The organism is Streptomyces griseoluteus (assembly GCF_004784465.1).
Taxonomy (GTDB): Bacteria; Actinomycetota; Actinomycetes; order Streptomycetales; family Streptomycetaceae; genus Streptomyces; species Streptomyces griseoluteus.
The window spans coordinates 357,045-377,406 of record NZ_SRRU01000007.1 but is presented as its reverse complement, the minus strand read 5'-3'; the positions used below and the strand labels follow the sequence as shown (position 1 = coordinate 377,406).

The following is a 20,362-nucleotide window of genomic DNA, read 5'->3' as shown; positions in this document are numbered from 1 at the left end:
GTGGGTACAACAAGGGGCGGCTACGACGGCGACGCACGACCCGGAACGGGACTCGGAACGGGAATCTTTACCGCCGACCGGACGTTGACCGGATGACGACGACAGCGACACCTGTCCTGTGGGCATCAAGCCCGGGAGGCACGATTCATGAGTGAGCGAGCTCTTCGCGGTACGCGCCTCGTGGTGACCAGCTACGAGACGGACCGCGGCATCGACCTGGCCCCGCGCCAGGCCGTGGAGTACGCATGCGAGAAGGGGCATCGCTTCGAGATGCCCTTCTCGGTCGAGGCGGAGATTCCGCCGGAGTGGGAGTGCAAGGTCTGCGGGGCCCAGGCACTCCTGGTCGACGGCGACGGCCCTGAGGAGAAGAAGGCCAAGCCCGCGCGTACCCATTGGGACATGCTGATGGAACGACGCACCCGCGAGGAACTCGAAGAGGTCCTCGAGGAGCGTCTGGCGGTCCTGCGGTCGGGCGCGATGAACATCGCGGTACACCCGCGCGACAGCCGCAAGTCCGCGTAGCCCCAAGGGGCTGCGCCGACCTGGCGCACAGAGAACCGCGGGCGCCGTACATCGTCACGATGTACGGCGCCCGCGGTTCTGTGCTGTCCGGACCCGCCCGCTCAGCGGGTCAGCGGCGGCCGGGGTTCGTCGGTGGAGTCGTCGCGGCGCTCCCGGACGACCTCGCCCTGCACCACCTTGCCGTCCGGGCGGTGGATGCGGGCCTGCTGGAAGGCGTCGCCGAAGGAACCCGGCGTGGCCCCGCGCAGCTTGCGGCTCACCACGTGCTCGGTGCGGCGGCGGACCAGGTTCTGCACCGGGGGCAGCAGCAGGAACAGTCCGGCCACGTCGGAGAGCATGCCGGGGAGCATCAGCAGGAGTCCGGCGAGCATCAGCAGGCCGTTGCTGCCGCCGCCCGAGGAGGGCGCCGTACCGCGCCGCAGGGCCTCGTCCAGGTTACGGAAGGCGCGGCGGCCGGCCCGCTTCACCACGACCGCGCCCGCGACGAAGCTCGCGGCCAGGATCAGGAACACGGCGAGGCCCCCGGCGGCGTCCGCGACGAGGATGAGCAGCCAGATCTCCAGCACCAGCCACGCGGCGAGGGCGAGCGGCAGATATCTGCGCGGCGCCGAGCGCTTGGGCCGCCCGGTCTGCCCGGTCCGCGGAGGGGTGGATGCGCCAGTCGTCATGCTTCCAGTGTGCCTGGGCCCGGCTCAGTGCCGCATAAGGGGTGGATCATCCCCGCGGGCCGGGCCCGTACGGCGCCGCCTCGCCCCTACTTGCCCTTGGCCTTGATCTTGCCGACGCGGTCGCCCACGCCCCACGCGGTGACCCGCCACAGGGCCTCCACGAGGATGTCCCGGCTCATCTTGGAGTCGCCGAACTCGCGCTCCACGAAGGTGATCGGGACCTCCACGACGTGGTACCCGGCCTTCACCGCGCGGCGGGCGAGGTCGACCTGGAAGCAGTAGCCCTGCGAGGCGACCTCCTCCAGACCGAGCCCCTGGAGCGTCTCGGCACGGAAGGCGCGGTAGCCGCCGGTGATGTCGCGCAGCGGCAGGTCGAGGGCGAGCCGGGAGTACAGGCTGCCGCCGCGGGAGATGACCTCACGGGACCGGGGCCAGTTCACCACCCGGCCGCCGGGCACCCAGCGCGAGCCGAGGACCAGGTCGGCGCCCTTGAGGGCGGTCAGCAGGCGGGGCAGTTCCTCGGGCTGGTGGGAGCCGTCGGCGTCCATCTCGACCAGCACGCCGTAGCCGTGCTCCAGGCCCCAGCGGAAGCCCGCGAGGTAGGCGGCGCCCAGGCCCTCCTTGCCCTTGCGGTGCAGCACCTGCACGTGGTCGTCCGTGGCGGCCAGCTCGTCGGCCAGCTTGCCGGTGCCGTCGGGGCTGTTGTCGTCCGCCACGAGGACGTGCGCCTCGGGGACAGCCTTGCGTACCCGGCCCACGATGGTCTTGATGTTCTCCGCCTCGTTGTAGGTCGGAATGATCACCAAGGCCGTGCCGAGCGGACCGAACTGCCGCCCTCCGGCCTTGGCCGAGAGGGTCCCGTCGCCGTCGTTCACTGCTGCCCCTTCATGTCGTGCGCAGGCGTCCACCATAGTGGTCACGGCCTGCGATGACGCGGCGGCACAGGGCCTGGGCGGTGTCGGAAGCCGGTGAGCGGGGCAGGAGCGCGCTTTTCGGCGGGTTTCCGGCGCCTCGCCGCGGCTTTCACGCGGCGGATGGGGGCCCGCGCCGCCCTTCGGGCCGACCTGGGACCCGCTGGCTGCGGATCGACCGAGAGCCGTTGTCTACTGAGCGCGCGGGCCCCATCCGGGTCACACCTTGCCGACCGGCCGGAGCGCTCCCTCGTCGGCGCGAGCACTGCGCCTGGCTGCCGTCGACGATGCCCCGGTACGGCACACCGTCCTGACCCAGTGGCGCCGCGACGAGTATGCGAACACTCCCCGGTCGAACGTCCGTTGGTGGACTCGGCCGAACCTACCGGCCCCGCGCCGTCGGCTGTCAACAGCCCCCTGGCCAGCGGCTGTGCCGGGGAGGGCGCGGAAAAGGGCGCGGATACGCAGGTCGGGCTACCGGGCGGCGCCACCCGTTCGGCTCCACCGCAGGGCCGGGAGATCACTCGCCCGGCCGTACGAACACCGTCCGCCCCCCGACCACCGTCCGCAGGCAGACCGGGAGCCCGGTGCCGGGGGTGAGGTCGGGCAGGCCGGGGGTGCCGGAGCGGGGGTCGGTGGACCAGCGGGCCACCCGGTCGTCGGGGGCCTGCACGATGAGGTCACCGGTGTGCCAGACCGCGTAGTCGGCGGGGGCGCCCGGCACCAGGACGCCCGCGTCGTCCCGTCCGATGGCGCGCCAGCCGCCGCGCGTGTGCGCGGTGAACGCGGCCCGCACCGACACCCGGTGCTCCGGCGTGCGGTGGAAGGCGGCGGCACGGACGGTGCCCCAGGGGTCGAGCGGGGTGACCGGGCTGTCGGAGCCGAAGGCGAGCGGCACCCCGGCGCGCAGCAGGGCCGCGTACGGGTTGAGGGTGCGGGCCCGCTCGGCGCCCAGGCGGCGGACGTACATGCCGTCCTCGCCGCCCCAGACGGCGTCGAACGCCGGCTGGACGGAGGCGATCAGGCCCAGCTCGGCGAAGGCGGCGACGGTGTCGGGGGTGAGCATCTCGGCGTGCTCGACCCGGTGCCGGGCGGCCCGTACGCGGGCCAGGCCGACCTTCTCGGCGGCGGTGCGCACGCCCTCGACCACGGCGGTGACTGCGGCGTCGCCGATGGCGTGGAAGCCGGCCTGCAGCCCGGCCTCGGTGCAGGCGACGACGTGCTCGGCGACCGCGTCGGCGTCCAGGTAGGCGGTGCCGGTGTGAGCGGCGTCGGTGTACGGCTGGTGCAGGCAGGCGGTGTGGGAGCCGAGCGCCCCGTCCACGAAGAGGTCGCCGGCCGCGCCGGCCGCGCCCAGTTCGCGGGCCTTGTCGACGTCCCGCTCGGCCCAGTAGCCGACGACGCGGGGGCCGGGCAGCTCGCCGGCGAGCCGGAGCAGGCCGGTGAAGTCGTCCTCGGAGGAGATCTGCGGGCCGCCGCACTCGTGCACCGAGCCGATGCCGAGGGAGGCCGCGTGCGCGAGCGCGGCGCGCTGGGCCTCGGCGCGCTGGGCCGGGGCGAGCGCGCCGAGGGCGGCCTCCCGGACGGCGTGGTGGTCGTCGGCGGTGAGCGGGGCGTCGGCGCGGCTCACCGCGGCCGGGACGAGGTCCAGCAGGGCGGTGCTGACGACGGCCGAGTGGACGTCGGCGCGGGAGAGGTAGAGCGGACGGCCTCCGGTGGCCGCGTCCAGCTCCGCGCGCGTCGGCGGACGCCCGCCGGGCCAGCGGGCGGCGTCCCAGCCGTGGCCCAGGAGGACCCGGTCGGCGGGGCGGGCGGCGGCGAACTCCCGGACCAGGGCGAGGGCCGCCTCCAGGGAGGGCGCGCCGGAGAGGTCGAGGCCGGTCAGGGCGAGCCCGGTGGCGGTGGTGTGCACATGGGCGTCGGTGAAGGCGGGGGTGACCAGGGCGCCGTCGAGGTCGATCACCTCGTCCACCCCGTCGGCGAAGGCGTCGGCGGCGCCCTCCGAGCCCACCCAGGCGACCTGGCCGCGCTCCACCACCATCGCGGTGGCGAAGGGGTCGGCGGGGCTGTGGACCTCGCCCCGGCGCAGGAGGACGGTCTTGGGGCCGGCGTGCTGCTCACTCATGCCCACCAGTCTCCCCCGTCCCCGCCGGGCACCCGGAACCGGGGCGCGTGTCGGGGGGACTCAGGAGATCTTCGGCGGGCGGGCCTCGTACGGCGTGGAGAGCACGACCGTGGTGCGGGTGGAGACGCCGGCCAGGGAGCGCAGCCGGGCGAGGAGTTCCTCCAGTTCGTGCGGGGTGGCCACCCGCACCTTGAGGATGTAGTTCTCGTCCCCGGCGACGCTGTGGCACGCCTCGATCTCGGGGACGCCCGCGAGCCGCTCGGCGATGTCGTCGGGGGCGCTGGGGTCGAACGGCTTGACGGAGATGAACGCGGTCATCGGCAGCCCGACGGCCTCGGGGTCGACGACGGCGGCGTAGCCGCGGATGACGCCCCGCTGTTCGAGCCGGCGCACGCGCTGGTGCACGGCCGACGTGGACAGGCCCGTGGCCCTGCCCAGGTCCGTGTAGCTCATCCGCCCGTCCTTGACGAGCAACTGCACGATCTGACGGTCCAGCTCCTCCATGCGCCAGAACCTACCGTGCGGTCCCGCGCGCGTGCGCGTGGGGGAACCGAGGGACGACTTCGGCGGGCTCCGAGGGCGCGGCACGCGGCATCTGGGCGGATATCCACCGTTAGCCTGTGACGAACGCCACACCATGTGAGCGCGCTGCGTGAGGTTCTCACGGTTACCGCCGAGAACCTGCGGGAAGTGCTTGCTGTGGTCGAGGCCGCAGCGCCTTCACGGCCCAGCCTTAGGGGGAGAATCCCATGCAGAGTGTCAAGCGCCCCGTTCGTTCTGCCGCGAAGCGGCAGCAGCTCGTCGTCGAGCCCGAGCCGGAGGGCGTCGAACCGGACTCCGGTGACGCCTACGGCCTCGACGCCGACTACGACACCTTCGAGATGTACCGGGTGATCTGCCCGGACTGCGCGCAGGCCATCGCGCTGCTGGCGGACGAGGAGTCCCTGCCGGAGCACGCGCTGTGCGCCTCGCCGTGGAACCCCTTCGGCCTGACGGCCTGTGCCGGTACGGGCCGCGCGGCGGCGGACGCCCGCCCCGCCGACGAGTCCTTCGCGCCGCAGGAGCAGGACACCGCGCTGCTGCTGACACTCCCGCAGGGTCTGGACTGGCGGACCCAGCCGTTCTCGCACGTGGGCGGCCCGGGTTCGCGCCCGATGCAGGTGCCGTTCACGCGCGGCAAGGCCGCCGCCTGAGCGGTGCGGACGACGCTGAACTGACGCTCGATTCCGCCCGCCGGTGACCTGCCGGGCCGCGCTCGCGTTGGCCAGGCATGACTCCCACCCAGACGGCCACCGGGCGTCAGCGCCGCGTCTACGTGCCCCGGTCGGCGGACGCGGCCGCACCCCCGCACCCGGACCCGCCCATCTACACCGAGCTGATGCGGGTCTGGGCCGACCGGGGCCGCACACTGCCGGGGCGCCACGACCCGGAGTGGGCCGAACTGGCGGCCCCGACGGTGCGCAGGGGGCAGTTCAGCGACTCTCCGGCCCCGCCAGATGACGAGCGATGACCATCCGCTGGATCTGGTTGGTGCCCTCGACGATCTGGAGCACCTTGGCCTCGCGCATGTAGCGCTCGGCGGGGAAGTCGGCGGTGTAGCCGTACCCACCGAGGACCTGCACGGCGTCGACGGTGACCCGCATCGCGGTGTCGGTGCAGTGCAGCTTGGCCATGGCGGCCTGCTTGGCGAACGGCCTGCCCGCGTCCTTCAGCCGGGCCGCCGCCAGGTACAGCGCCCGGCCCGCCTCGATCTGGGTGGCCATGTCCGCCAGCAGGAAGCGCAGTCCCTGGAAGTCCGCGATGGGGTGCCCGAACTGCCGGCGCTCGGTCGCGTACGCCACCGCCTGGTCCAGGGCCGCCTGGGCGACGCCGATCGCACAGGCCGCTATGCCGAGCCGGCCCGAGTCGAGCGCCGAGAGGGCGATGCCGAAGCCCTGGCCCTCCTCGCCGATGCGCCGCTCGTCCGGAACGCGTACAGCGTCCAGGTGAACCTGGGCGGTGGGGCTGCCCTTGAGGCCCATCTTCTTCTCCGGCAGGGCCGCGCTCAGGCCCTCGGCGTCGCCGGGCACCAGGAACGCGGTGATGCCGCGTGGGCCGTCGGCGCCGGTGCGGGCCATCACGGTGTAGAAGTCCGCGATGCCGCCGTGGGTGATCCACGCCTTGGTGCCGCTGAGCACCCAGTCGCCGCCGTCCCGGACGGCCCTGGTGCGCAGGGAGGCCGCGTCGGAGCCCGAGGACGGCTCGGAGAGGCAGTAGGCGCCGAGCAGGCCGCCGCCGAGCATGGCGGGCAGGTGCTCGACCTGCTGCTGCTTGGTGCCGTGGGTGGCGAGCGCGTACGAGGCGAGGGTGTGGACGCTGACGCCGAGACCGACGGTGAGCCGGGCCGCGGCCAGCTCCTCCAGCACCTGGAGGTAGACCTCGTAGGGCTGCTCGCCGCCGCCGTGCTCGGGGTCGTAGGGCAGGCCCAGCAGGCCCGCTTCCGACAGCAGGGTGAAGACCTCGCGGGGGAAGCGTCCGGCGTCCTCCTCCTCGGCCGCCTTCGGCGCGATCTCGCGCTGTGCGATGTCCCGGACCAGGGCGAGCAGATCCCTCGCCTCGTCCGTGGGCAGTTGACGCTCCACCGGCTGCGTTTCGCGGTCGGACATGGCGTCGGACTCCTCCCTGTGCGGGCACATCGGCGGATGTGCGCCTTGGGTGGGGCGGCTCCGCGCGATCGCTCCGGTGGCGCCGAGGCCCCGCTTCCGGGTCTCGGAGGCGGCTGACCAGCGGCTTGTGCCGTGAGTATGCCCGATCGGGGACCTCCCGTCACCAGTTAACGACCGCTTACTTCAAGAATCCAGCCGGAGCCGCCCGCACCCCCTTCGGCGGGGGTGCGGGCAGGGCCGTACGGGGGAATCTCAGCCGTCGCGGCGGGCCGGCGGCGGGGCCGGGCAGGAGGGGTCCAGCTCCTCGATGGCGCGCAGGGTGCCGCCGAGGGTCTTGACCAGCAGCTCGCCCAGGGCGGCGCGGGTCAGCTCCGGGCGGCCGATCCAGTCGAGCGTGGTGCCCTCGACGCTGCACACCCAGGAGAACAGGCCGGTACGGGCCAGCGGGCCGATGTCGGTCCTGCCGTACGCGCCGTCGGCGATGGTGGCGACGATCGCCTCGCGCACCCCGTCCCGGATGGCGTGCACCTCGTGGTCGAAGCCGACACCGCCGCTGACGATGGTGCGGTACGCGGCCTGGTGGTGCTCGGCGAAGCGGAGGTAGCCGTCGATGGTGCGCTGGAGGCGGTCCACGGCGGGCAGTTCGGCGCCGCCGGCGGCGAAGGCGACCAGCTCGGCGACGGAGTCCTCGACGATCGCCAGGTAGTAGCCGCGTTTGGAACGGAAGTAGTAGTAGATCAGGCCCTTGGCGACATGGGCCTGGCGGGCGATGTCGTCCATGGACAGCGCGTCGTAGGGGGTGTTCGCGAACAGGGTGCGCCCGATGGCGAGGAGTTCGGCGCGGCGGGCCGCGGAGCGGTCGGTGCCGCGCGCCCGGACGGGGACGGCCGCCTGCTGCTGACGCACGCTCACATTCTGCCCTGGTCTCCACGTCCGGCGGGACCCGCGCAGTATGGCAGAGGGGGCGGCCGGACCGGCGCCCGGCCGCCCCCGTGCCGCGTCAGCGCACGCCCACCGCGGCGAGCGCGCGGAGCTGGCGCTGGGTCGGGCGGGCCGGGAAGTACAGGTAACAGACGCCGCCCGTACCGCTCTTGACCTTGCCGTTCGCGTCGTACCGCTTGGTGCGCAGCCAGATGTTCTCCCACTCGCGCCGGGCGTAGACCCGGCGCACCTCGGGGTCGCTGGGCGAGGCCGGGTCGTTGGCGATGACATCGCCGTCGGCGGTGAAGCCGATGACCGTCATCAGGTGGCCGGAGGTGCCGTAACCGGCGCCGGTCAGCTCGGTCTTGAGGAAGGACTGGGAGGTGATGGCCGGGATGCCCGCCGCGATCAGGGTCTCCAGGTCGGTGAGCGAGGCCAGCCGGGTCACCACGCCCTGGATACCGGGGAAGGTGGCCGCGTAGGCCGCGTTGAACGGCCAGTTGCCGCAGCCGGTGTACTGGTGGTCGTAGGTGTAACGGGCCGCGTGGTCGACCTGCGGGTCGGCGTAGGACGGGTCGACCCAGGCGAGCTGCTCGGGGGTGAGCCGGCCGCCCCAGTACTCGATGATCATCTGCGAGGAGGTCGGACTGCACCACGCCTCGCCGCCGTTGTCGTACTCGGGGTACTGGCCCTTGTGGATCTCCTGCGAGTAGCGCGGTACGGCCAGTTCGCGGGCGAGGCCGGGCGTGGAGGCCGGGACGGTGAAGCGGTCGGGGATGTCGGAGCCCATCGCGCCCACCCGCCACACGGTCGGGGTGCGCCGGGTGCCCGGCGTCCGGTACAGGGTGAGGCGCAGCCGGTACGCCACCGCGCGCAGGCCGGTGCTCGCGTCGTCGATGGCGAAGGTGTCGGTCCACACCGAGCTCTTGCCGTCGCTCTGGTCGTCCACCGAGGTCCGCTTGATGTCCTCGTCGCCCGCGGCCCAGCGGCCCATCACGTACCAGGGGGCGGTGGTGCCGTCGGAGTAGGCGGCTTGCAGCTCGATCTGGAGCCAGGTGCCGGCCGGGGTGTCGGCGTTCCAGGACGCGATCAGCTCGGTGGCGGGCACCCGGAGCCGGTGGACCGGGGAGGTCCAGGTGGCGTACTCCCAGGTGGCGGTGGTGCCGGTGTGCGGGTCGGTGTAATCGGTGCGGCCCTCGGGCACGGCGATGGCGATGCCGGGGCGCCGGCCCGCCAGGGTCCGGACGCCGCTTCCGGTGCCGCCGCGCCAGTCGGGATACGTGGTCCAGGCGCGGTTGTCGACGGGACGGGCGGGCGCGCGGCCCGAGTCGTCGGCGTCGGCGGCCGCGGTTGCGGTGGCGGCGGCCGCGGGCACCGTCCCGGCGGCCACCGCGACGGCGACTGCTGCGGCGAGAACGGTGCGGCGGGACGGCTGCTGGGCTCTGCTCATGGGCGCGACTACCCCCAGGTGTCCGGGTCGGGACGGTTCAGGTGCACGGGCGTGCGCCAACTCGGGTGCACGGTTGTGCGCCAACTATGGAGCAGCCGACATGCCCCTGCCAGCACTTCGACGCATGCCGCGCCCATGAATATTGGTCTTGGCCAATGGCGGCGACCGGGGCCCCGGCACGGCACGGCCCCGGTGTGGGCGGGACGCCGCACACCGGGGCCGTGCCGTGGCAGGCTCATGTCACCTTCCGCTCGCCCGAGGGCTCAGACCAGGTCCATCGCCGCGACCTCGTCGGGGCGGCCGTAGCTGACCGGGCCCTGGAAGCGGCGGCGGGCGGTGGTGAACCACCACACCGTGGCGATGAGCAGCACGGCCGCGAGCGCGATCGGCGCGTAGTTGAACGAGTCCACGGTGATCGGGGACGCCTGCGGGAGCATGAACAGGACGCTGCTGAGCAGAATCCAGATCACCGCGACCCAGCCGATCGGCCGGCCCCAGCGGCCCAGGTGCCAGGGGCCGGGCTGGAAGTCGTCGCCGAGCCGCAGCCGCAGGAAGATCGGCACCGCGTAGGCGAGGAACAGTCCGACCACGTTGACGCTGACGATGGCCGTGAAGGCCGTGTGGGACCACCAGCCGGGGACCACCAGGGCGAGCGAGCAGGCCACGGCGAGCCAGACCGCCTTGACGGGCGTCCGGGTGCGAGGCGAGACGGAGTGCCACCAGCGGGAGCCGGGCATGGCGCCGTCGCGCGAGAAGGCGAAGATCTGCCGGGTGTTGCTGGTGAGGTTGGCCAGCCCGCAGAAGAGCATGGCGCCGATGACGATCAGCAGCATGACCTTGGCGGTGCCGACGCCGAGCCCGTCGATGAGAATCTGGACGGGAGGGGCGTCCGAGCCGGCCACCTTGGTGTAGTCGCTAATGCTGTAGACCAGCGCGAGCATCAGGATCAGGCCGGTGAGCGCCGAATAGCCGATGGCGCGGGTGATGCCCTTGGGGGCGTTGACGGTCGCCTGGACGGTTTCCTCCGACATGTGGAAGCTGCCGTCGAAGCCGGTGAAGGTCCAGCTCGTGACCAGCAGGCCCAGCATGCCGCCGTAAAGACCGTTGGTGAAGCCGGTGTTGTTCTCGAAATGCGTGACGAAGGACGCCGACTGGTGGTGATCGGGAATCACGATGAGTGCGCCCACGATCACCACGAGTCCGATCAGCAGCCACCACACCGAAATCCGGTTCAGCACCGCGACGAGCTGGACGGTGTAGGTGTTGGCCAGGCCCTGGAGCACGATGATCAGCGCGGTGATCAGCACCGTCTGGTGGGCGGTGGGCTCGTAGGAGGACCACTGCAGGGCGACGAACGCCTGGATGAAGGTGGCGGCCGCGTATCCGGTGGCGGCGGTGCCGCCGATCTGCCCCACGAAGTTCAGCCAGCCGGTGAACCAGGACCAGGCGCCCTTGTGCCGCTTGGCGAGTTTACCGGCGGAGAAATACAGCGCCCCACTCGTCGGATAGGCGGAGGCGACCTCCGCCATGGCGGCGCCGATGAACAGCACCATCACGGAGACGCCGATCCAGCCGAACACGAGAATACGGGGACCGCCCGCACCCAGACCGAATCCGAAGGACGAGAAAATACCCGAGAGGACATTGATGATGGTGAAGGAGATCGCGAAATTGTCGAACGCTTTGAAACGGCGCGTGAGTTTGCGCGGATAACCCATCGCGTGCAGGGTCGCGTCGTCGTCGAGCACGACCGGTTCCTCGGCCGCCGGAGCTTTGGCCCCTGGCGGCGATATCCGTTCCGACACTGATCTGCCTTTCTGTTGGGGGGTGGACGCGTGAGGTGCGGTCTCAGGCGGCTCCGGGGACGGGCAGCCCGCAGGCGCGCCGGGCGCGGGAGAGCTGCTCGGCGGGGTCGCCGAAGGCGCTCCAGGGCATGCGCGAGGCGTACGGGCCCATCGCCGCGAAGACCGCCCGTGCCTCGAACTCGCTCTGGCCCATCACCAGCGCGTGCGCGAGGTAGGCCAGGTCGAGCACCGGGGTGAAGCGCGAACCGGCCACCGTGGGAAGCCAGTTGCGGTAGGCGGCCAGCGCGGTGGAACGCCACTGCGGCTGCTCCCAGACCCGGTCGGCGAGCAACTGGGTCGGGTTGTAGCTCTCCACCAGCGCGACCAGCGGCAGCAGCCGGAGCGCGGAGTCGGCGGGGGCGCGCTGACTGAGGAAGGCGGCCACGTCCCAGGCGGCGTTGACCGTGCCGCCGTGCCGGGTGAAGAAGAAGGAGAGGAAGCGGTGGTGGGCCTCGCGGTGCCAGGGGTCCAGGGACAGGATGTGGGCGAACAGCCGCCAGGGTCCGGGCGGCGCGGTGAGCAGGCCCTGCGGGGCGGGTTCGCGCAGTTGGTGCAGCCGGGCCATGGTCAGCTTGGCGACCCAGGGCGTGGGGTCGTCGGGGGCGATGGCGGCGGCGCGTTCGCAGGCGGCCAGCGCTATCCGCTCCAGCGCCTCGGCGCGTTCGTCGCGCGCGTCGGCGGCCCGCATCGCGCGCTGCACGGCCACCCGGGCCCACATCAGCGCGGCCTCGGGCGAGGGTTCCTCGGCGAGCCAGCGCTCCACCAGGTCGGTGCCGGCCGCCTCCGAGGCCAGCACCAGCGAGCGGTGGGCGCGCAGGGCGAAGTCGGAACGGGTCTCGGCCAGGGCCTCACAGGCGTAGCGGTGACGCCCCGCCCGCACATCGACGCATACGCTCGCCAGGACGCGGTCGTCGGCCGCCGGGTGCCAGACGTACTGCCCCTCGAATAACTCCGCGGCCATGCTCCCCTGTCCGTCCCGATACAACGCGTCGCAGTTGTGCAGGACGCACCTTACTCACCGCGCGACACACCTGGAACGCCGAATTTCACATATCGGTCGGCGGATTTCGGGGGAAAATCTCCACCGATTGACCCTTGGTCAGCGGGTGCCTCGGGAAGTCGCGTTTTTCGGCCCGTCGGGCACCTCGCCTTCACCCCCTACTAGACTGTTTCCGGCAGAACTCCCCCACACCGCACCACACCTCGGGAATCACCATTCACGACCTCGCCCGCCGGCTGCGCGCCCTTCCCCCGTCCCTGGGGCCGGTCCGGCTGATCGGCGTCGACGGGCACGCGGGCTCCGGGAAGTCCACCTTCGCCGGACACCTGGCCGCCGCGCTCGACGGGGCTCCGGTGCTGCACCTGGACGACATCGCCACCCACGACGAGCTGTTCTCCTGGACCGCCCGGCTGACCGCCCAGGTGATCGAGCCGCTGGGCCGGGGTGAGAGCGCGCGGTACGCCCCCTACGACTGGACCCTGCGCGCCTTCGGCCCGCCCCGCCTCCTGCCGCCCGCTCCCGTGCTCCTGGTCGAGGGCGTCGGCGCGGGGCGCCGTGAGCTGCGCCCGCATCTGGCGGCCCTGTTGTGGATGGAGCTTCCCGCGCCGGAGTCCTGGGCGCGCGGCCGCCGCCGGGACGGCGAGGCCCAGCGGGAGTTCTGGGACGGCTGGACCGAGGCGGAGCGCGCGCACTTCGCCGGTGACCCCTCGCACCCCCATGCGGACCTGACGGTGCGCGCGACACCGGAGGGGTACGAGGTGCTGCCAGGGCCCGCGAGCCCCCTCCGGCCGGGCCCACCCGGCCCGGATTCTCACTCAAAGTGACGAGTCGTCCGCTGTGTGCTGAACTTGTGAAGACGGTCGCCCCGTAAGTTCATCCAGGGCTCCAGGTCGGCTTGACCCCGCCCCCGTACAGGTCTTACTTTCTCCACACACGGCCCTTCGCGGGCCGTCCCGAGGACACGAAGCCCCCGATTGTTCCCCCGTGATCGGGGGCTTCGTTCTGCCCTCAGCCGGGTTCCGGGGCGCCGAACGCACCGATCCGATCACCCTCGGTGACCGCGCCCCGTGCGCCCCGCATGCTCCCACCTCGTCAAACGCCCTCTGCGGCACCCTTCGGCAGCCGGTGCCCCCGCGGGTACGATGCCCTCGGTGCGACCTTCTGGCAGCAGCCTCGCGCACCGGCAACTCCGGTCCGCGGTACAGCGGTTCGACCGCGGCGACCGCCGAGCGCCTGCCCGGCGGGGCAACCAACGGGGGGCACGGTTCGTGGGGGACGTGATGGACTTCGGCACGCAGGGCCCCGAGGCCCCGGCCGACCTCGCCTGGGTGCGAGGCGTGGACGCCTACACGATGGGCGCCTACCCGCAGGCCGAGGAGGAGTTCCGCGCCGCGGCGCGGATGGACCCGGGGATGGCCGACGCCTGGCTCGGGCTGCACGCGCTCAGGGTCGACACGACCACCGCGCTGCTGAGGATGTTCCGGCACCGCGACCGCTTCGGCGAGCAGCGCGCCCGGCACCGCCGCTCCCTCAACTCCTGGTACTGGCTGGGCTGGTGGGTGCAGCCGGTGCTGGAGAGCCCCCGCGACCTGCTGCTGGCGCACGCCTCGCACTGGCTGGACGGCCGCCATGTGCCGGAGCTGGACCGGGCGCTGGCCGGGCTGCCGCCCGTGGACACCGACCCGCAGGTGCGGTTCCTGCACGCCTGCCGCGCCTACCTGGTCAAGGACTGGGACCAGTTGGTCCGTCACACCGACCCGCTGCTGGACGACCCGCTGCTCGGCATAGAGGCGGGCCTGTTCGGCGGCATGGCCCGCGTCCGGCTGGAGACGTACGGGCAGGCCGAGCCGCTGCTCTCGGCCGCCCTGATGCGCTGCCGCAGCGAGCAGCCGCAGCGCAAGGAGCTGCGCTACTGGCTGGCCCGCGCCCACGAGGGCACCGGCCGCACCGCCGCCGCGCTCCCGCTGTACCGGGCCGTGCACCGGGTCGACCCGGCCTTCATGGACACCTCCGCCCGGCTCGCCGCCATCGCCGAGGGCGACGGGTACGACGACCCCGCCGACTTCGCGGCGGTCACCCTGTCCGGTGCCGGCCAGGACACGATGGACGGTCCCGACACCCTCGACCCCCTCTTCGGCACCGAGGGCCGCGACCTCAGGTTCACCGAGCCCGACCTGCCCACCGGCCCGCTGTCCTCGGCGCCCGACCGCGCGGTCCGCCTCAAGAGCGGGCTCTCCTCCTCCAACCTGCCGGCCGGACCGACCGATCCGGGCTTATTGGAGGAGGCGCTGGCGGAGCTGGAGCGCATGGTGGGCCTGGAGCCCGTCAAGCGCCAGGTGAAGGCGCTCTCGGCGCAGCTGAACATGGCCCGGCTGCGCGCCGGGCAGGGACTCCCGGTCCAGCCGCCGAAACGGCACTTCGTCTTCTCCGGCCCCTCCGGCACCGGCAAGACCACGGTGGCCCGCATCCTCGGCCGGGTCTTCTACGCCCTCGGCCTGCTCGGCGGCGACCACCTGGTGGAGGCGCAGCGGGCCGACCTGGTCGGCGAGTACCTGGGCCAGACCGCGGTGAAGGCCAACGAGCTGATCGACTCGGCCATCGGCGGAGTGCTCTTCGTGGACGAGGCGTACGCGCTCTCCAACTCCGGTTACGGCAAGGGCGACGCGTACGGCGACGAGGCGCTCCAGGTGCTGCTGAAGCGGGCCGAGGACAACCGGGACCACCTGGTGGTGATCCTCGCCGGATATCCCGAGGGCATGGACCGGCTGCTGGCCGCCAACCCCGGTCTGTCGTCCCGCTTCACCACCCGCGTGGACTTCCCCTCGTACCGCCCCCAGGAACTCACCGAGATCGGCCGGGTGCTGGCGGCGGAGAACGGGGACGCGTGGGACGAGGAGGCGGTGGAGGAGCTGCGTTCCATCGCCGGGCACGTGGTCGACCAGGGCTGGATCGACGAGCTGGGCAACGGCAGGTTCCTGCGCACCCTGTACGAGAAGAGCTGCGCGTACCGGGATCTGCGGCTGTCCACCTGTCCGGGCGTCCTCTCCCGCGAGGACCTGGCCACCCTGCGCCTGCCGGACCTCATGCAGGCGTACGGCGAGGTGTTGTCGGGGCGGGCGCCGCAGGACCCGTCGGCGATGTGACGGGCCCCGCGGCGGACATCCCCTAGGGTCTTTCGTTTGGATCAGGCCGGATCAGGGAGCGGGGTCTGGTGCCGTGCATCGCAAGGCGGAGGAGGGCGACATGGCGGAGCCATGGCAACCGACGACAACGCCGCGAGGCGCGGTGCCAGACCCCGCGAGCCCGGCAAGATCCAAACGAGAGGCCCTAGGTGGCCAGGGCCTGCTCCGGGTCCCCGCTCTTGCGCGGCCGGGCCGGGGCCGGGCGCACGGGCACCGGTTCCGTCCTCGGCGCGGTCCGAGGGGTGTCCGGGTGGGCCGGGTCGTGGACCTCGCCCACCAGCAGCTCCAGCGCGTCCTCCAGCGCGACCAGGCCCAGCACGCGGCCCGAGGCGTCCGCCACCTGGGCCAGATGCGTGGCGGCCCGGCGCATGACGGTCAGCGCGTCGTCCAGCGGGAGTTCCGCCCGCATCGTGGCCATCGGCCGCCACACGTGCTGCGGCACGGCGCGGTCGGAGTCCTCCAGGTCGAGGACGTCCTTCACATGCACGTACCCCATGAAGGCGCCGGTGCCCGCGGCCACCGGGAAGCGGGAGTAGCCGGTGCGCGCGGTCAGCTCGACGATCTCCCCCGGCGTGACCGAGGGCGGCACCGTCACGAGGGTCTCGCGCTTGAGGAGGACGTCGGTGACCGGGCGGGAGCCCAGTTCCAGCGCGTCCTCGAGACGCTCCTGCGCCTCCGGGTCCAGCAGCCCGGCCTGGCTCGAGTCCTCCAGCAGGCGGTTGAGCTGCTCGCTGGTGACGACGGCCTCCACTTCGTCCTTTGGCTCGACCCGGAAGAGCCGCAGGATGCCCTGCGCGCAGGCGCCGAGCGCCACCGTGACGGGCTTGCAGATCCGGGCGAAGTACACCAGGCCGGGGCCGAGCCACAGCGCGGCCTTCTCGGGGGCGGCCATGGCCAGGTTCTTCGGCACCATCTCACCGATGACCAGGTGGAAGAAGACCACCGCGGCCAGCGCGATCACATAGCCCAGCGGGTGGATCACACCCTCCGGGAGATGGACCGCCTCGAACACCGGCTCCAGCAGATGGGCGACGGTCGGCTCGGCCACCGCGCCCAGGGTCAGCGAGCAGACGGTGATGCCGAACTGGGCGGCCGCCATCATCTGCGGCAGCCGCTCCAGACCGTGCAGCACCTGGCGGGCGCGCGCGGTGCCGACCGGCTCGATCTGGCTGCGCCGGACGGAGACGAGCGCGAACTCGGCGCCGACGAAGAATCCGTTGGCGAGCACGAGCAGCGCGGCGAAGAGGAGTTGGACGACGCTCATCGGGCGGCCTCCGTCTGCTGGGCGACGGGCGCCGTCCGGACCAGGCGGACCCGCTCGGCGCGGTAGTGGCGGACCTGGCGCACGGAGAGCCGCCAGCCGGGCAGTTCGGCCCGGTCACCGGGGGCCGGGATACGGCCGAGCAGGTCGGCCACGAGCCCGGCGACGGTCTCGTAGGGCCCCTCGGGGGCGTCCAGGCCGATGCGGGTGAGGACGTCGACGCGGCAGCCGCCGTCCACGTCCCACGCGGGGCGGCCGTCCTCGGGCGGGGCGGGGGCGACTTCGGGCACCACCTGGCGGTCGTGCTCGTCGCGGACCTCGCCGACCAGTTCCTCGACGATGTCCTCCAGCGTGACCACGCCCGCGGTGCCGCCGTACTCGTCGACGACGACCGCGATGGGCTGCTCGCTGCGCAGCCGGGTCAGCAGGGGGCGCACCGGCAGGGTCTCGGGGACCAGCAGCGCCTTGCCGGCGATCCGGGCGACCGGGGTGCGCAGGCGCTCGGCGGCCGGGACCGCCAGGGCGTCCTTGAGGTGGACCATGCCCACGATCTCGTCGATCTTCTCCCGGTAGACGGGGAAACGGGACAGGCCCGTGGCGCGGGTGAGGTTGACGACGTCCTCGGCGGTGGCCGAGTCCTGGAGCGCGCTGACCTTCACCCGCGGGGTCATGACGTGCTGGGCGGTCAGGTCGCCGAGGGACAGGGTGCGGACGAACAGGTCGGCCGTGTCCTGCTCCAGGGCACCGGCCCGGGCGGAGTGCCGCGCCAGGGAGACCAGTTCGCCGGGGGTGCGGGCGGAGGCCAGCTCGTCGGTGGGTTCGACGCCGAGGGCGCGCACCAGCCGGTTGGCGACGGTGTTCAGCACGGAGATCACCGGCCGGAACAGCCGCGAGAACACGTGCTGCGGGCCCGCGACGAACCGCGCGACCTGGAGCGGCTTGGAGACCGCCCAGTTCTTGGGGACCAGCTCACCGACGACCATCTGGATGGCGCTGGCCAGCAGCATGCCGACCACCACCGCGACGCCGGAGGCCGCGCCCTCGGGGACGCCGAGCGCGCCGAGGGGGCCGTCGAGCAGGTCCGCGAGGGCCGGTTCGGCGAGCATGCCGACGACGAGCGAGGTGATGGTGATGCCGAGCTGGGTGCCGGAGAGCTGGAAGGAGAGTTCCTTCAGCGACTCCACGACCGTACGGGCGCGCTTGTCGCCCTCGGCCGCGGCCCGCTCGGCGTCCTGGCGCTCGACGGTGACGAGGCCGAACTCGGCGGCCACGAAGAAGCCGTTGGCCAGGATCAGCACGAAGGCCGCTCCCAGGAGCAGCAGGGGGATGCTCATGATGCCGCCGCCTCCGCGTGCACGCGGGCCGGGTGGTCCGCGGTATGTCGGCAGGGGGCGGCGCAGGTACTACAGGACGATCCGTCCATCGCCGGAGAGGGTCACTCCTCGGATAGCAGGGAAAACCTCCGTGCGCCGGGCGTGGCACGACGGAGGCGGAGGCGCGTCGGAAAACGCCTCCGCCAACAGATTAGTCAAGACCGGGGCAGGTGCGGCAAGGGTGACCGCCCCTGAACGGCCCCCCGTCCGGGTCCCCGAGGGGCCCCTGAGGCGCGCTCGGCCCGGCGGAACCTCAGCTCCGGGGGAACTCGGGATCCCGCGGCGCCTGCTGCTCCACCAGAGTGCGCAGGCTCCGCGCGTCGGCGATGGCGCGCTGCTTGGCGACGCCGGGCTGGATGCCGAGCGCGGCCAGGCTGGTGCCGTCGCTGAGGTCGAGGAACACCCAGGGGTCACCCGGACGCAGGTTGACCCCGACGATCTCGGCCCAGGCCAGCTTGCGGCTGCCGGCGATGTTGACGACCGTGACACCGGACTCGTCGGCGACGACCTTCACCCGCGCCAGCCGGGCCAGCACCCAGGCCATCAGGGCACCGGTGACGATGAAGCTGAGACGCTCCCCCGGCCCCATGTCCAGCAGGAAGGCCACGGCGGCGACGACCACGAAGATCGCCAGTCCGGCGGTGAGCAGGATCACGCGGGTGCGTTCCGGCCGGAAGGTGACCGGGAGGGCGGGCTGGGCGGGTGGCTGGGAGAGCTCGGGCATCTGACTCGCGGTTCCTCAGAGACGGCAGGCGTGGATGGCCGTGGTCAGGATGGCCCGGGCCCCGATGGCGTACAGGTCGTCCATGATCCGCTGGGCGTCCTTGGTGGGCACCATGGCGCGCACGGCGACCCAGCCCTCGTTGTGCAGCGGGGAGACGGTCGGGGACTCCAGGCCCGGCGTGAGCGCGACGGCCTTCTCGAGCTGCTCCACGCGGCAGTCGTAGTCCATCATCACGTAGGTCCGCGCGACCAGGACGCCCTGGAGGCGGCGGAGGAACTGCTGGACCTTGGGCTCGTCGGTCTCGGCGCCGGTGCGGCGGATGACGACGGCCTCGGACTTCATGATGGGCTCGCCGAAGACCTCGAGCCCGGCGTTGCGCAGCGAGGTGCCGGTCTCCACCACGTCCGCGATGATCTCGGCCACGCCCAGCTCGATCGCGGTCTCCACCGCACCGTCGAGGTGGACGACGGAGGCGTCGATGGCGTTGTCCGCGAGGTGACGCGCGACGATGCCCTCGTAGGAGGTGGCGACCGTGCGGCCCTTGAGGTCGGCCGTGCCGGCGAAGGTGCCGGGGCGGGCGGCGAAGTGGAAGGTGGAGCGGGCGAAGCCGAGCGGGAGGATCTCCTCGGCGCCGGCGCCGGAGTCGATCAGCAGGTCCCGGCCGGTGATGCCGATGTCGAGCTGCCCGGAGGAGACGTAGATCGCGATGTCCCGGGGGCGGAGGTAGAAGAACTCGACCTCGTTCACCGGGTCCACGGTGCGCAGTTCCTTGGACTCCCGCCGCTGCCGGTAGCCGGCCTCATGCAGCATGTCCCCCGCAGGTCCGGACAGGGAACCCTTGTTGGGGACGGCGATGCGCAGCATGAGGTCGGCTTCCTTCGTGTGACGGGGTGGTACGGCGGGTTTGGCGTACGGGGCGACGGATCACAGATGGGCGTAGACGTCGTCCAGCGAGATGCCGCGGGCGACCATCATCACCTGGACGTGGTAGAGCAACTGCGAGATCTCCTCGGCAGCGGCTTCCTTGCCCTCGTACTCGGCGGCCATCCAGACCTCGGCGGCCTCCTCGACGACCTTCTTGCCGATGGCATGGACGCCCTTGCCGACCAGTTCGGCGGTGCGGGAGGTGGCGGGGTCGCCGTTGGCTGCCTTGTGCTGGAGCTCGGTGAAGAGCTCCTCGAACGTCTTATTGGACATGGTGGTCCTCAGCCTACGCGGTCCGGGCGGGGTCTCAGTGCCAGGGTTCGGAGACCGAACGGAGCGTGGCAGCCGTGGCCACGGCCGCGGTGACCGCCTCGTGGCCCTTGTCCTCGCTGGAGCCCTCGAGGCCGGCGCGGTCCAGTGCCTGCTCCTCGGTGTCACAGGTGAGGACGCCGAAGCCGACGGGGACGCCGGTCTGCACCGAGACCTGGGTGAGGCCCTGGGTGACGCCCTGGCACACGTAGTCGAAGTGGGGGGTGCCGCCGCGGATGACGACACCGAGGGCGACCACGGCGTGGTAGCCGCGGTCGGCCAGGACCTTGGCGGCGACGGGGAGTTCGAAGCTGCCCGGGACCCTGATCAGGGTCGGCTCGTCGATCCCCAGGTCGTGCAGGGCGCGCAGGGCGCCGTTCACCAGACCGTCCATCACCTTGTCGTGCCACTGCGCCGCGATGACGGCGACCCTGAGGTCGCTGACATTGCGTACGGACAGTTCCGGTGCACCCTTGCCGCTCACGTTGCTCCTTCGCGCTGTT

The 20,362-nt window shown here is 72.5% G+C and carries 20 protein-coding genes; 5 read left to right on the top strand and 15 right to left on the bottom strand.

The features are described 5' to 3' along the window. The first annotated feature begins 147 nt into the window (after positions 1 to 147). Positions 148 to 522, top strand: a complete 375-nt coding sequence (locus E5082_RS21245; RefSeq protein ID WP_003977404.1) for an RNA polymerase-binding protein RbpA — start codon at positions 148 to 150, stop codon at positions 520 to 522. A gap of 101 nt (positions 523 to 623) precedes the next feature. Here E5082_RS21245 and fxsA read toward each other — a convergent pair whose 3' ends face one another. The 4 genes from fxsA to E5082_RS21225 form a co-directional block, all read right to left on the bottom strand. Then, positions 624 to 1,190, bottom strand: coding sequence for an FxsA family membrane protein (gene fxsA, locus E5082_RS21240; RefSeq protein WP_135792809.1), 567 nt, complete (start codon positions 1,188 to 1,190; stop codon positions 624 to 626). Between the two features lie 86 nt (positions 1,191 to 1,276). Then, on the bottom strand, positions 1,277 to 2,065 hold the full coding sequence (locus tag E5082_RS21235; RefSeq protein ID WP_229918941.1) for a polyprenol monophosphomannose synthase: 789 nt from the start codon (positions 2,063 to 2,065) through the stop codon (positions 1,277 to 1,279). A gap of 556 nt (positions 2,066 to 2,621) precedes the next feature. Then, positions 2,622 to 4,226, bottom strand: coding sequence for an amidohydrolase (locus tag E5082_RS21230; protein WP_135792808.1), 1,605 nt, complete (start codon positions 4,224 to 4,226; stop codon positions 2,622 to 2,624). Between the two features lie 60 nt (positions 4,227 to 4,286). Next, positions 4,287 to 4,730 (bottom strand): Lrp/AsnC family transcriptional regulator, encoded by a 444-nt coding sequence (locus tag E5082_RS21225; protein WP_135792807.1) that lies wholly within the window; start codon positions 4,728 to 4,730, stop codon positions 4,287 to 4,289. A 245-nt stretch (positions 4,731 to 4,975) separates the two neighbouring features. Here E5082_RS21225 and E5082_RS21220 point away from each other — a divergent pair, with 245 nt between their 5' ends. After that, on the top strand, positions 4,976 to 5,419 hold the full coding sequence (locus tag E5082_RS21220; RefSeq protein WP_135792806.1) for a hypothetical protein: 444 nt from the start codon (positions 4,976 to 4,978) through the stop codon (positions 5,417 to 5,419). Positions 5,420 to 5,496: 77 nt separating this feature from the next. Further along, complete coding sequence (locus tag E5082_RS21215) at positions 5,497 to 5,736, top strand: hypothetical protein (RefSeq protein ID WP_135792805.1); 240 nt, start codon at positions 5,497 to 5,499, stop codon at positions 5,734 to 5,736. Here E5082_RS21215 and E5082_RS21210 read toward each other — a convergent pair. From E5082_RS21210 to E5082_RS21190, 5 genes are all read right to left on the bottom strand, one after another. Then, entirely contained in the window at positions 5,699 to 6,871 is a 1,173-nt protein-coding gene (locus E5082_RS21210; protein WP_135792804.1) for an acyl-CoA dehydrogenase, read from the bottom strand. The genes E5082_RS21215 and E5082_RS21210 overlap by 38 nt on opposite strands. Positions 6,872 to 7,123: 252 nt before the next feature. Next, positions 7,124 to 7,777: a TetR/AcrR family transcriptional regulator gene (locus tag E5082_RS21205; protein WP_373310080.1), complete on the bottom strand. Its 654-nt coding sequence runs from the start codon at positions 7,775 to 7,777 to the stop codon at positions 7,124 to 7,126. Between the two features lie 94 nt (positions 7,778 to 7,871). After that, a complete protein-coding gene (locus tag E5082_RS21200; RefSeq protein ID WP_135792802.1) occupies positions 7,872 to 9,242 on the bottom strand; it encodes a peptidase C39 family protein in 1,371 nt (456 codons plus the stop codon). Between the two features lie 263 nt (positions 9,243 to 9,505). Further along, the gene (locus E5082_RS21195) at positions 9,506 to 11,047 is read right to left on the bottom strand and encodes an amino acid permease (RefSeq protein WP_135792801.1); all 1,542 of its coding nucleotides are present in this window, start codon (positions 11,045 to 11,047) and stop codon (positions 9,506 to 9,508) included. A 43-nt stretch (positions 11,048 to 11,090) separates the two neighbouring features. Further along, entirely contained in the window at positions 11,091 to 12,047 is a 957-nt protein-coding gene (locus tag E5082_RS21190) for a hypothetical protein (protein ID WP_135792800.1), read from the bottom strand. Positions 12,048 to 12,439: 392 nt separating this feature from the next. Here E5082_RS21190 and E5082_RS21185 point away from each other — a divergent pair, with 392 nt between their 5' ends. Continuing rightward, the gene (locus tag E5082_RS21185) at positions 12,440 to 12,910 is read left to right on the top strand and encodes a uridine kinase family protein (RefSeq protein WP_373310081.1); all 471 of its coding nucleotides are present in this window, start codon (positions 12,440 to 12,442) and stop codon (positions 12,908 to 12,910) included. A 456-nt stretch (positions 12,911 to 13,366) separates the two neighbouring features. Continuing rightward, positions 13,367 to 15,229, top strand: a complete 1,863-nt coding sequence (locus tag E5082_RS21180) for an AAA family ATPase (protein ID WP_135792868.1) — start codon at positions 13,367 to 13,369, stop codon at positions 15,227 to 15,229. A 184-nt stretch (positions 15,230 to 15,413) separates the two neighbouring features. Here E5082_RS21180 and E5082_RS21170 read toward each other — a convergent pair whose 3' ends face one another. From E5082_RS21170 to ribH, 6 genes are all read right to left on the bottom strand, one after another. Next, positions 15,414 to 16,532, bottom strand: a complete 1,119-nt coding sequence (locus E5082_RS21170) for a hemolysin family protein (protein WP_135792799.1) — start codon at positions 16,530 to 16,532, stop codon at positions 15,414 to 15,416. Beyond that, the gene (locus E5082_RS21165; protein WP_135792798.1) at positions 16,529 to 17,863 is read right to left on the bottom strand and encodes a hemolysin family protein; all 1,335 of its coding nucleotides are present in this window, start codon (positions 17,861 to 17,863) and stop codon (positions 16,529 to 16,531) included. The genes E5082_RS21170 and E5082_RS21165 overlap by 4 nt, the downstream gene beginning before the upstream one ends. A 292-nt stretch (positions 17,864 to 18,155) precedes the next feature. Continuing rightward, entirely contained in the window at positions 18,156 to 18,626 is a 471-nt protein-coding gene (locus E5082_RS21160) for a PH domain-containing protein (protein ID WP_135792797.1), read from the bottom strand. Positions 18,627 to 18,641: 15 nt separating this feature from the next. Then, on the bottom strand, positions 18,642 to 19,490 hold the full coding sequence (gene hisG, locus E5082_RS21155) for an ATP phosphoribosyltransferase (RefSeq protein ID WP_135792796.1): 849 nt from the start codon (positions 19,488 to 19,490) through the stop codon (positions 18,642 to 18,644). A 60-nt stretch (positions 19,491 to 19,550) separates the two neighbouring features. After that, positions 19,551 to 19,823, bottom strand: coding sequence for a phosphoribosyl-ATP diphosphatase (locus E5082_RS21150; protein ID WP_020117406.1), 273 nt, complete (start codon positions 19,821 to 19,823; stop codon positions 19,551 to 19,553). Between the two features lie 34 nt (positions 19,824 to 19,857). Continuing rightward, on the bottom strand, positions 19,858 to 20,343 hold the full coding sequence (gene ribH, locus E5082_RS21145; protein ID WP_135792795.1) for a 6,7-dimethyl-8-ribityllumazine synthase: 486 nt from the start codon (positions 20,341 to 20,343) through the stop codon (positions 19,858 to 19,860). Positions 20,344 to 20,362: the final 19 nt, after the last annotated feature.

Coding starts and splice junctions, on each gene's coding strand:
- E5082_RS21245 (WP_003977404.1), top strand. CDS start 148: ATGAGTGAGCGAGCTCTTCGCGGTACGCGCCTCGTGGTGACCAGCTAC.
- fxsA (WP_135792809.1), bottom strand. CDS start 1,190: ATGACGACTGGCGCATCCACCCCTCCGCGGACCGGGCAGACCGGGCGG.
- E5082_RS21230 (WP_135792808.1), bottom strand. CDS start 4,226: ATGAGTGAGCAGCACGCCGGCCCCAAGACCGTCCTCCTGCGCCGGGGC.
- E5082_RS21225 (WP_135792807.1), bottom strand. CDS start 4,730: ATGGAGGAGCTGGACCGTCAGATCGTGCAGTTGCTCGTCAAGGACGGG.
- E5082_RS21220 (WP_135792806.1), top strand. CDS start 4,976: ATGCAGAGTGTCAAGCGCCCCGTTCGTTCTGCCGCGAAGCGGCAGCAG.
- E5082_RS21215 (WP_135792805.1), top strand. CDS start 5,497: ATGACTCCCACCCAGACGGCCACCGGGCGTCAGCGCCGCGTCTACGTG.
- E5082_RS21210 (WP_135792804.1), bottom strand. CDS start 6,871: ATGTCCGACCGCGAAACGCAGCCGGTGGAGCGTCAACTGCCCACGGAC.
- E5082_RS21200 (WP_135792802.1), bottom strand. CDS start 9,242: ATGAGCAGAGCCCAGCAGCCGTCCCGCCGCACCGTTCTCGCCGCAGCA.
- E5082_RS21190 (WP_135792800.1), bottom strand. CDS start 12,047: ATGGCCGCGGAGTTATTCGAGGGGCAGTACGTCTGGCACCCGGCGGCC.
- E5082_RS21180 (WP_135792868.1), top strand. CDS start 13,367: ATGGACTTCGGCACGCAGGGCCCCGAGGCCCCGGCCGACCTCGCCTGG.
- E5082_RS21170 (WP_135792799.1), bottom strand. CDS start 16,532: ATGAGCGTCGTCCAACTCCTCTTCGCCGCGCTGCTCGTGCTCGCCAAC.
- E5082_RS21165 (WP_135792798.1), bottom strand. CDS start 17,863: ATGAGCATCCCCCTGCTGCTCCTGGGAGCGGCCTTCGTGCTGATCCTG.
- E5082_RS21160 (WP_135792797.1), bottom strand. CDS start 18,626: ATGCCCGAGCTCTCCCAGCCACCCGCCCAGCCCGCCCTCCCGGTCACC.
- hisG (WP_135792796.1), bottom strand. CDS start 19,490: ATGCTGCGCATCGCCGTCCCCAACAAGGGTTCCCTGTCCGGACCTGCG.
- E5082_RS21150 (WP_020117406.1), bottom strand. CDS start 19,823: ATGTCCAATAAGACGTTCGAGGAGCTCTTCACCGAGCTCCAGCACAAG.